Origin of the sequence: Alkaliphilus pronyensis (assembly GCF_009017275.1) — a bacterium.
In the GTDB taxonomy this organism is placed as follows: Bacteria; Bacillota; Clostridia; order Peptostreptococcales; family Natronincolaceae; genus Alkaliphilus_C; species Alkaliphilus_C pronyensis.
Genome location: NZ_WBZC01000082.1, coordinates 1 through 11,023, shown reverse-complemented (window position 1 = coordinate 11,023; position 11,023 = coordinate 1). Strand labels below are relative to the sequence as shown.

At 34.9% G+C, this 11,023-nt stretch carries 6 protein-coding genes, 7 tRNA genes and 1 pseudogene; all 14 read right to left on the bottom strand.

The annotated features are described in order from the left end of the window. Positions 1–61: 61 nt before the first annotated feature. Positions 62–2,512: a CRISPR-associated helicase Cas3' gene (gene cas3, locus F8154_RS14570; protein WP_207706902.1), complete on the bottom strand. Its 2,451-nt coding sequence runs from the start codon at positions 2,510–2,512 to the stop codon at positions 62–64. Between the two features lie 272 nt (positions 2,513–2,784). After that, positions 2,785–2,861, bottom strand: a tRNA-Arg gene (locus F8154_RS14565). Positions 2,862–2,891: 30 nt separating this feature from the next. Then, positions 2,892–2,966: transfer RNA gene (locus tag F8154_RS14560), tRNA-Gly, on the bottom strand. A 33-nt stretch (positions 2,967–2,999) separates the two neighbouring features. Continuing rightward, positions 3,000–3,083: transfer RNA gene (locus tag F8154_RS14555), tRNA-Leu, on the bottom strand. 20 nt (positions 3,084–3,103) lie between these two features. After that, positions 3,104–3,179: transfer RNA gene (locus F8154_RS14550), tRNA-Gln, on the bottom strand. Positions 3,180–3,294: 115 nt separating this feature from the next. Then, a tRNA-His gene (locus F8154_RS14545) sits at positions 3,295–3,370 on the bottom strand. 35 nt (positions 3,371–3,405) lie between these two features. Then, positions 3,406–3,482: transfer RNA gene (locus F8154_RS14540), tRNA-Arg, on the bottom strand. Between the two features lie 5 nt (positions 3,483–3,487). Next, positions 3,488–3,561 (bottom strand) — tRNA-Gly (locus F8154_RS14535). Between the two features lie 220 nt (positions 3,562–3,781). Beyond that, positions 3,782–4,252, bottom strand: coding sequence for a metallophosphoesterase (locus F8154_RS14530; protein WP_151862344.1), 471 nt, complete (start codon positions 4,250–4,252; stop codon positions 3,782–3,784). Between the two features lie 4 nt (positions 4,253–4,256). After that, positions 4,257–5,630: pseudogene (gene rph, locus F8154_RS15705) on the bottom strand (ribonuclease PH). Positions 5,631–5,850: 220 nt separating this feature from the next. Then, positions 5,851–6,846 (bottom strand): GerMN domain-containing protein, encoded by a 996-nt coding sequence (locus F8154_RS14515; protein WP_151862341.1) that lies wholly within the window; start codon positions 6,844–6,846, stop codon positions 5,851–5,853. 82 nt (positions 6,847–6,928) lie between these two features. After that, on the bottom strand, positions 6,929–7,450 hold the full coding sequence (locus F8154_RS14510) for a DUF2179 domain-containing protein (RefSeq protein ID WP_151862340.1): 522 nt from the start codon (positions 7,448–7,450) through the stop codon (positions 6,929–6,931). A gap of 131 nt (positions 7,451–7,581) precedes the next feature. Then, the gene (locus tag F8154_RS14505; RefSeq protein ID WP_151862339.1) at positions 7,582–9,732 is read right to left on the bottom strand and encodes an N-acetylmuramoyl-L-alanine amidase family protein; all 2,151 of its coding nucleotides are present in this window, start codon (positions 9,730–9,732) and stop codon (positions 7,582–7,584) included. Between the two features lie 251 nt (positions 9,733–9,983). Beyond that, positions 9,984–10,979, bottom strand: a complete 996-nt coding sequence (locus F8154_RS14500) for an AIR synthase family protein (protein WP_151862338.1) — start codon at positions 10,977–10,979, stop codon at positions 9,984–9,986. Positions 10,980–11,023 lie beyond the last annotated feature (44 nt).

Below are 11,023 nucleotides of genomic sequence, written 5' to 3'. Positions count from 1 at the left end.
TTATATGGTGGATTTTCCTTATCACTAGTATCAGCCTTACATTTTCATAAGTTACTTAACACTACCAAATAATAATTCCATCATTTATTCTTGGTTCTTTAACTAAGCCATAAAGCAAATCATAATTTGCCAAATTCTTTAAATAGTAAATTCCAAGCCCTTTTTGTACCTCATCAATAAGTTCCATATCAATTAAATATCTAAGTTGGTATGTAAACAAATTAACTGAAAATTGCTGTGATGCTTTAAGCAGTTGAAATATCTCCTTAAAACTAGAAACCTCACAAAGTTTGTTAATCAGTTCTTTCCCCTCATCACCATAGGGAACAATTACCCCTTGTGTTGAGCCATCTATTACATTGAAATAATCTCCAGCACTTTTAAAGGAAAAGGGGAGTATTATTCTCTCATCCTTATTTTTTGCCCATACAGCATTCTTTGATTTTTCATTAGTTGACAAAAGAGAATATAGTGAATCTTTGACTCCATAATTTTTTATAGTAGTAAAATAACTCATTTCATTCTTTCTTGAATAAAAATAGTACTTAAAATAACTCTCTAATGCTTTAGGACTCAATATATCATTGTCATAATACTCAGGGTTGTTTTTATACTCTCTTAGTACTCTTTCTGTTTCCTCTGCTCCCTTTTTTATATCCTTCAGCATGGTTAAATCTTCATCTGCTGGATTTACAATATATAGGGTTCCATTTTTGTCCATAAGACCATTTCGGTTGCATCTACCTGCAGCCTGCACAATTGAGTCTAGTCCTGCTGTAAATCTAATTACTACATCAAAATCAATATTAATTCCCGCTTCTATTAATGCAGTGCTTACACAGATTATGGGCTTTTGGCTAGCTTTCTTAGGTCTCTCTAATCTTGTAATCATTTCAGTAAGCTTGTCCATTCTATGTTTAGGACACATATCAGTACTGAGGTGATAGGATTCATATTTTTCGGTATCTATATTTGCCATAAGTCTTACAGCAGATTTTTTTGTGTTAACTATTACTAAGACATTTTGATTTTTATTTAGTTCCCCCACCGCTAAATCTACAATATCACAATCAAGCCAACCACCTGTCTTAGTAAGGTCCTTTACTTCAACTCTTTTAAGAACTCTATGTATTTCACCTGCATTTGATATAATCTTTTGATTTTCTTTTATTGTTAATGAGTATTCCTTAGGCTCTATATTATTTAAAAGAGGCTGTGTAGCTGTACATAATACTATTGAAGAGTTGCATATATTAACTAAAAACTCAATAGCAGAGTTAAACATATGAACCATTTTCACATCTAATGACTGTATTTCATCAAAAATAATTACTGAGTTGGCTAATTGATGCATGCGACGAACGCTTCTTGTTCCTCCATTGAAAAGTGCTTCTAATAACTGTACCATAGTGGTAAAAACTATAGGCGCATCCCAATTTTCTGATAATAGCTTAGTTCTTTCTGTATCCTCCTCAGGTGTTAAGTTTGAATGATGCTCCAAGACTACAGTACCTACCTCTAAGTCTTTTTCTAAAATCTTTCTCACTGTATCTGCATTCTGATCAATAATTGTTGTAAAGGGTACTACATAAATAATTCTCTCCATTTTATTGTTGCTTGCATGTTTTAGTGCGAACCTAAGACTTGATAGGGTTTTACCACCACCTGTAGGTACAGTTAGCTGAAAAATACCTCTCTTATTTTTTGCAAATTCTAAGCATTTACTGGATATTTCTTGCCGCACATTATCTACATTGCTCTTAATATGAAAATTACCTAAATGATCATCTAATAGGCTTGATAGATAGTTCCAATCTAAATATTCGCCATGTTGCCTTCCTTTAAGCTGGTGAGGGTTCTCGAAATCAGCAGTATCCTGCCTATCTGCATCTATCAAACAGCTAAGTAAAAATCTAATGAGAAGCCCTAGGTTAAAGTATTTTATGCTCTTATTCTTATACTGCTTTAGCTTATTAATATGATCATAAAAAGGGGTCATTAAATCTGAATTTATTATGTTATCAGCTTTAAATATTACTTCATCTTTGCATTTTAATACGGCTTCGTTTAAACCAGTTGCCAAAGTATCTTTATTTACTCTGTAATAAAAATTATTATCACCAGCAGGAGTTATGCAATCTATTAGTCCTCCATGATGAGATAATATTAATAAGGATAGTATAGCTTTAACTGTTTCATCCTGTAAACTTGAATTGAAAATATATTGAGCACCTGCACTTATATGATCTACCTTATGTTCAGATTTATAGTAATTCTTATCACTAGGTTTAATTAAGCCTATATTAGATTTAATATAGTAATTAAACAGATCAGTTGCTTTGCCAAGATCATGAAGTAGTCCCACTAATTCTCCCCAATCTCCCATATTGATTTTTTGTGAAAATTTTCTAGCTAACTTAGCAGTCCCTAATAGATGCTCATTTACTGTTTGAACTGTTTTATCTACGTCTCTAAAATGTGCTACAAATATATCTTTTTCTTTTAATTCCACCATATCACCACCTTGCATAACTCAGGGATTTTTAATAAAATTCTAATAATTCACATTATATTCCTGCTTAAAATGCTAATTAATTCTAGGTTTTTGTCGACACATTTTGACATATATACTTTAACAATGTGTATATCTAAAGGAAAATTAGGATAATAACAAGCCCCCCAAATCAATGATGGAATTAAACTAGTATTTTTAACAACAAAGGTTTTAGAAAACAAAAAAGACCCCCAAGAATTATTATTATTCTCTAGAAGTCTTACTACCTCTGGCACGCCCTGAGGGATTCGAACCCCCGACCTTCAGATTCGAAGTCTGCAACTCTATCCAGCTGAGCTAAGGGCGCAAATGTATTTTGTTATAATTATGCATGAAATGGAGCGGAAGACGGGATTCGAACCCGCGACCCTCGCCTTGGCAAGGCGATGCTCTACCTCTGAGCCACTTCCGCTTAATAGATGTTAGTGATTACTGATATAAAGTATGGTGCGGGTGGAGGGACTTGAACCCCCACGGATAAACCGCTAGATCCTAAGTCTAGTGCGTCTGCCAATTCCGCCACACCCGCATTCACCCCTAAGGGTGTTATGGCTGGGATAGCAGGACTCGAACCTGCGAATGACGGAGTCAAAGTCCGTTGCCTTACCGACTTGGCTATATCCCAATATATATAATGGAATAAGTAATAAGTAATAAGTAATAAGGAATTAGTAACTAGCCAAAAGCCTAATTACATTACTCAATACTAATTACTCATTTCTAATTACTAATTGCTTTTTTGGGGTGGATGATGGGATTCGAACCCACGAGTGCAGGAGCCACAATCCTGTGTCTTAACCACTTGACTACACCCACCATATATTGTATACCAACATCAAAATTTCATATTATGGCGTGCCCACAGGGATTCGAACCCCGGACACACGGCTTAGAAGGCCGTTGCTCTATCCTGCTGAGCTATGGGCACATAAATGGAGCGGGTGAAGGGAATCGAACCCTCGCGGTCAGCTTGGAAGGCTGAAGTTCTACCACTGAACTACACCCGCATCGGTTGATACTGCTTTTCCCGACATTTAAATATTATATCATTTTACATGGCTGTTGTCAATAATTCATTCTTTTGAAGGATTTTTAACAACGAAATTTAGTATACAATGCTTTTGGGGGATGAGTCAACTATTAATAATATTTATCAATTATAATTAGCATTAAGTGTGTTAAATATACTTCATATTACGTTAAATATCTTCAATTATCTTTTGTTTTTTAGAGGCTAATAAACTCAACCTCTATTGATTTATCAATTTCTAGTATAGCGAAGGATTTTGGATACCCATTTCTAGGAAATGAAAGGCTTCCTGGGTTTAAGACTATTAGATCCTTCTCCTTTATATAATAGGGTACATGGGTATGACCAAAGATTACAACATCTGCATTAATTTCTTTACCCTTATAGAAGATATTGTTTAAGCTTGTCTTAACATTATATTGATGTCCATGACAAATAAAGATTTTCTTATCATTTATTAATACTATCTCTTCATCCTTACCATACCAATCGCAATTACCCTTAACACCTATTATCTTTATGTTATATAGACCTTCAATATGATTTATGTCTTTATAGTTATCCCCTGTATGGAGTATTAAATCTACATCCTTCATATGCTTGTTTATAGCCTCTGTGGCTTCAAATTGGCTGTGAGTATCCCCCATAACTAAAACCGTCTTTTTCATTTAATTACTCACTCCTTAGCTTAATCTGTAGTAGCTGCTTAAGCTTTTGTAATGCTACTGCCCTATGGCTTATTTCATTCTTTTTTTCCTCTCCTAGCTCAGCAAAGGTTAGGTTGAATTGTGGTACTATAAATAATGGATCGTATCCAAATCCATTACTACCTTTAGCTTGAAGGCCTATATATCCCTCACATTCTCCCCTTAATACTAGCTCCTCTTTATTTGGGAACACAACAGCCATAGCACATACAAACCGGGCTGATCTATTTTCCTTTGGAATATCCTTCATCATTTCTAAAAGCTTTTGGTTGTTTTTATTATCATTTCCATGTTCACCAGCAAATCTTGCAGAGTAAATTCCTGGTTGATTATTAAGGCTGTCCACCTCAAGGCCTGAGTCATCTGCAATAGTCAGGCATCCTGTCTTTTCCATAACTATTCTTGCTTTAATTAGTGCATTTTCCTCAAAGGTTTTACCATCTTCAACAATTTCTAAATTATCTAATTCTACATCCTTCATGGATTTTATTTCTAGTGGAAAATCTGTAAGTATTTTTTTAATTTCATCTAGTTTATGTAAATTGCCTGTAGCTATAACTGCAACCTGTTTATCCTTTTTCATATCTTTCTATTCTCCCTCTGCTGCTATTTCATCTGCAAGCTTGCCTAATGCTTCTTTTTGCAGTTTGATTAAATGTTGATTTCCTAGTTCACCTAATCTCATTAGCTCTAATAGGCTTTCTTTTGAGAAGGGGGCTTCTTCTCCTGTACCTTGAACTTCAACAAATTCATTTTTATCTGTCATAACTATGTTCATATCCACCTTAGCATTAGAATCCTCTTGATAGCATAGGTCAAGCAATGGCTTTTCTCCAACAATACCCACACTAATTGCTGATATATAGCTTTTTAATGGCAACCTACTAATTTGTCCTGCTGACTTTAAGTGATATAGGGCATCTACAAGTGCAACAAAGGCACCAGTTATAGCTGCAGTCCTTGTGCCTCCATCGGCTTGTATTACATCACAATCTATCCATATGGTTCTTTCTCCAAAGGCTTCTAAATCAATTACTGATCTTAAAGCTCTACCAATTAATCTTTGTATTTCTTGAGTTCTTCCTTCTACCTTTCCTCTACTGGATTCTCTAATTTTCCTTACCTGTGTAGATGCAGGTAGCATTGAATATTCTGCTGTTATCCAGCCTTTACCGCTATTTTTTAAAAAAGGTGGTACTTTTTCTTCTATAGAAGCAGTACATATTACTTTTGTTTCACCCATTTCAATAAGAACAGACCCTTGGGCATATTTAGTATAGTTACGTGTAATGGTAACTGGTCTAACTTCATCAAAGCTTCTCCCATCAATTCTAGCCATTGTACATCTTCCTTTCCATTTTATATATATGTTTAAAATATTTCTTTATCTACTACTATGTATTGTATCATACTTTCCTTTTATTGGTGATTATTTATGGAAATTTATTATGCTTTAGGGTTTGCAGCTTCTAATATCTTCATTCATAAAAATAACGCAAAATGGAATAAGGTATAATTAAAAGACTAATAAAAATCCGGGTTTCCCCGGATTCATAAGGCTAATATACATTTGAGAAAACTGGTAAGTTAAGCTGTACATTTGATCCTAGCTGGATTTCTTCACCCCCTGAAAGTATCCTAACCTGTGTTATAGTGGGTTCTATTTCTTTAAGGGTTAGACCGATTTCATAAATCATTGACTGTTGAAGCTTTTCATTGTCTGGTATCCGTTTTATCTCTTCGGTAAAATCAATGTAGGCTATACCATCCTTTATATACACATTGTTGACAGCTACACCCTCTGGAATCTCACTGAAAAGCCCTAGTCCCTCTGGTGCCCCCTCTAATAGTGCAACTAATGCAGACTTTATGTCAGCACTTAATGCATTTACCCCTTTGGTGACAGGAACAAAATATTCGTCCTCACCATTTACTGTTCCTTTGTAATATACAACTACAGGAACCGCATTATCTGTTATCTCCTGAGCTAAATTTATATTTTCTCTTTCAAAGGGAAGGTTAACAGCTGTGCCAAATTTTAAGCGATTGATTTCTTCACCATTCACCATAAATTGTACCTTGTCAATTGCAGGAAACTCTGTTAAGGTGTAGACTACAGATGTAATGATTGCTGTTTCCTGAAGATCATTTTCATAGGCATACAAGCCCTCATTAAAGTCAACTTTACATAGACCGTCATTTATTGACATTCCCAAAATTTCAGTACCCTCTGGCAATACTGGTTCTAGTCCAATTATAGCTAAGTCTTCCCTTGTCATGGGATCGTCTACTAAATGCCGTAAAGCACTCTTTGCAATACCCTCTTCCCACGGTATATTCTTCATCATAGGAACCACTAACCCTGATTGGTCACGATAATAGAGAATTGTCTGACGCATTCCATCTTCTTGTGAATCCATGCTTCCCTGATCTACTATAATACTAACATCTGTATCCTCTTCCCCCAGTAATATACTAAAGGGATTTCCGCATGCGGTTAATAATACAAGCATACATAGTACAAGTGCAAATAGTTTCCATTTGTAGGTTTTCATAAAAATACGTCCCCCTCAACTAAATCCCTTAAATATGGAATTGTTTTATACAATTATATTATTGGATAAGGGGAACTATTCATTATTTCTTTTTCAAGGCCGTGAAATATCCACCTCTAATTGAGCGGGCATCCATTACAGTAATAAATGCATGGTCATCATGCTGATTGATGATATCATAAAAGGTGGCAAGCTTTTTTCTTTGTAATGTCACATTTAATAGATGCCTAATACCGCTTCTACCATAACCTTCAATAACTGTTACACCAAAGCCTTCATTTCTTAGCTTATCCACTAGCTTCATAACCTCGTGTTCAGTAATAACCTGGGCAGTAATGCTACCTAGTGCCATTTTTTCTTCAAGAAAAACCCCTAGATAGTTGCCTGTAGCAAAGCCAGTTGCATAAACCAACAGATTTATTGGATTATTTATTTCACTTAGAACCTTGCCAATTGCTAGTATATAGATAATTATTTCAAAAAAGCCAATTATAGCTGCTTGTATTCTTCTGCCTTTTACCACCATAATCATTCTTACTGTAGCCATACTTACATCAGTTACCCTAGCAAAAAAAATAAACAAATACCCTAGAATGAGCTCCATCTAAACTCCTCCTTTTTCATTATATTAATGTATATTCTACACCAAATAGTTGTTTAAACAAAGACATATCCAAACCCAGTACCTATAGTAATGTTATATACTGGCGGATACTGGGCTTAGTCTTTAAATTATTATTTTTTACCTTCTTCAAAATATATAATAATTGATTCTAATAATGCTTCTGCCACTTTTTGACGATATTCTTCCGTTGCTAGCTTTGCTTCTTCCTGTTTATTTGACAGAAAACCTACTTCTGTAAGGACAGAAGGCATTTTAGTTTCTCGTAACACAACAATCTTTTCCTTTGGTAGTAGCCTCCTGTTGGTGGCATCTAACATTTTCACCATTGTTTTTTGGAAGGTTTCTGCCAATCGTTTGTTGTCTCGGTTATCCTCAGCAAACTCCTCAGATGGATAATATAAATTTTCGATGCCATCTGCATCTGGATTTGGTGCAGAATTGGCGTGTATACTAACAAATAAGTCTGCCGCCAGTTGATTGGCTACTGCTGCCCGTTCCCTTAGGTCTACTTTAACATCAGTATCTCTAGTCATATATGTCCTAAAGCCTTCCTCAGTCAGTAGCTTATTTAAACGTTGAGATATATCTAAAACTACGTCAGATTCCTTTAAAATATTTGGACATGCTCCAGGGTCTTGGCCTCCGTGGCCAGGATCAATCACAACCAGAAGCTCCTTATATTTATTGGTGTTTTTTAAGTTAATTACTAGGTTTTTTGACTCCTTTTGTGTTGATGCAACAAGATGCTCTACATCTTCATGTAATTCTATTTGAAAAAGATAATTAGATTTAGATATATCAGTTACCGTTATATTTTTTATTAAGTAATCATTAATCTCTATACTACTGTACTCGGGCTTAATATTATTCTTTGGTACAATTATATCTAGGGTATCTGAATTTCCATTACGATTTACAGTATAACGGGTGACATTTGTACCCTTGAATGTTATGGTTGAATTTGTAAAGCCCTTTGCTTCATATGTCATAGATTGGTATGGCTTGCCTTCCAAATGAACCCATAAGCATTTATCCTTTATTTCAAAATCAAAGTCTTCATATTCCTCCTTATCCTGCAGGTCTATTACTACTCTAACAATTTTATCATCTGGCTCATAGAAATCATCGGGAACAAACTGTGAAACCCTAATGTTTTTTGCTACTCTTCCGTCTACCTTTATGCTATAATGTCCATCTGGTGTATCTATGTATGCATCCATAATATCTACTACTAATCTTTCTGGATTACTTAGTCTCATAACATTATAGTTCTCTACATTATTTCCTTCAATCACAACTATTTCTTTTGTATTGTAGATTTCTGTATTAATCTCTGTAACATAGTTAACAAAGCTTATTACCATTTCACTTGTTTCCTTATCAAAGTAAACTCTATGGGTTACGTTGTTTTCCACCTCTAAAACAACTCTTGTTACATAAGGGTCTTTATTAAACTGTGCTAGTCTTAACTCCTTTATACCACCTTTATTGACAGGAATTGTCAACATGTTTTGCTTTTCAATAAAGTGGTCACCAAGTAGGGTTAGTTTTGTATCCTTTAAATCAAATACAAGCCTTGTTGGTTGAATTAGTTTTATTTCATCATAGTCGGCTTCTTGTGACAGCTTAATTCTAACCTCAGGTAATCCCTTTTTGGTTACATATACATTCTCCAGCTCAACCTCTTTGCCCTCTATGTCATTGGCTTCCTCTTGTTCATTAGTATTTTCTTCGACTTCTTCTGTATTTTCATTTCCTGAGGAATCGGGGCTAGTGGTGGCTACCTCTGTTAACAGTACTGTCCATGTGGCTGCTTCCCATTCTATCTCCATTCCTATTTCCTCTGCTACAAACCTAATGGGTACCATTGTACGACTATTAATTAGTTTGGCAGGAACACCATCAGGTAGTGATTTTTCTACACCATTTACATTTGCTATGTCGCTGTCTATTTTTAGTACAATTTCTTTATCATCAGTATTGACTATAACCTCTCTCTTTTCACCATCCCAATCTATTTCTGCATCTATGTTCTCAATAATAGCCCTTAGTGGAACAAGGGTTCTGTCATTAAGTAAAACAGGAGGTACGTCTGATTCTATTAGTTGATTATTCAATTTTAAGTTCACTGTATTAAAGCTTATGTTTTTTCCATCCATAGTCATGGTTACAGTTTTCATAGTTGTAGCTGGGCTACCGTAAGTAATTGAAAGTGTAAATATGCAAAATATCAGAATAATCATTAGAACCCTTTTAAGCATAGTTTGTCCTCCTTAATTGTTGTACAGATTCGCGAATTTTTAATCAATAATCTATGTAAATTACATATTTTTACTTAAAAGTACATAATGTTACATATATATTATTTATATCATTTTAAATCAGTTAATTCAATATATCCCGTCAATATGTAATGAACCTGTAATAATGACTCTCAGCTGTAATATCCTTAAATATTATGGGTCTAATAAAAACAATTAATAAAAAAACAGGCCCTAGGGCCCACTAAGCTTTATTTGTGTCCTTCTATTACTTTATATAGCTCATCTGTATCTGGTTCCTCCATATTGGTGGTTTTTCCAGCTTGCTTGATTAAACGGTTTTCCTTTAAAATTTTTCCTATCCTTGTGGCTTCAACACCTTCTTTTTCAAGGATTTCTATTAAGTCTTGGGCTTTTTCTTCATCCACTGTAATTATCATAACCCCACTGGATATTAGCCTATAGGGATTAATATCCATAATTTCGCAAATTGCTTTTGTTTCTGCTTTTATCGGTATTCTTTCTATATCAACCTCTATTCCCAACTTTGAAGCCTCTGCAAGCTCCCATAATGCTCCTAAAACTCCTCCCTCTGTTGCATCATGCATGCTATTAACACCAAACTCACCAGCTATAACCCCTTCTTTAACAACACTTAGCTGGTCACTAAAGGCAATTGCATTATTTATTTGGGTATCATTCATTTTTCCCTTTAGCCTATGGTAATAATCCTTTGCAATTATTGAAGCACCCTCTATTGCCGCGTGCTTTGTCATAACTACTATATCTCCAGCTTTAGCTCCCTTTGTTAAAATCATTTTGCTTTTTAACTGCTTGCCAATAGCTGTAGTGCTAATTACCATGCGATTTACTGCATCGGTTATTTCTGTATGCCCTCCAATAATCTCAACACCAATGGAGGTAGCTGCTTTATTTGCATCCACCATCACTTGCCTTATATCCTCTTTAGTTGTATTTGTGGGAGCTAATATTGTAAGCATTATTCCAATAGGCTGTAGTCCATTAGAAGCCACATCATTACAGGAGATATGTACTGCTAGTTTTCCAATATCCTCTACAGCTCCTGTTATAGGGTCTGTGCTAAGTACACAGACATATTTATCAAAATCTAAAACAGCACAATCTTCTCCAGTGCTAGGCCTAACAAGCACCTCTTCACTCCTATTGGTAAGCTCTGAGAAAACCACTTCCTTTAACAGACTTGTTGGTAATTTTCCTACTTTCATGTAAAATCCCCCTCATTTAGCTGCGTAGTGTTAATCTATTTTAA

What these genes read in the sequence shown, in the direction of transcription:
- F8154_RS14500 (WP_151862338.1), bottom strand. Translation starts at nt 10,979, where the DNA reads ATGAAAGTAGGAAAATTACCAACAAGTCTGTTAAAGGAAGTGGTTTTC.
- F8154_RS14510 (WP_151862340.1), bottom strand. Translation starts at nt 7,450, where the DNA reads ATGGAGCTCATTCTAGGGTATTTGTTTATTTTTTTTGCTAGGGTAACT.
- F8154_RS14505 (WP_151862339.1), bottom strand. Translation starts at nt 9,732, where the DNA reads ATGCTTAAAAGGGTTCTAATGATTATTCTGATATTTTGCATATTTACA.
- F8154_RS14530 (WP_151862344.1), bottom strand. Translation starts at nt 4,252, where the DNA reads ATGAAAAAGACGGTTTTAGTTATGGGGGATACTCACAGCCAATTTGAA.
- F8154_RS14515 (WP_151862341.1), bottom strand. Translation starts at nt 6,846, where the DNA reads ATGAAAACCTACAAATGGAAACTATTTGCACTTGTACTATGTATGCTT.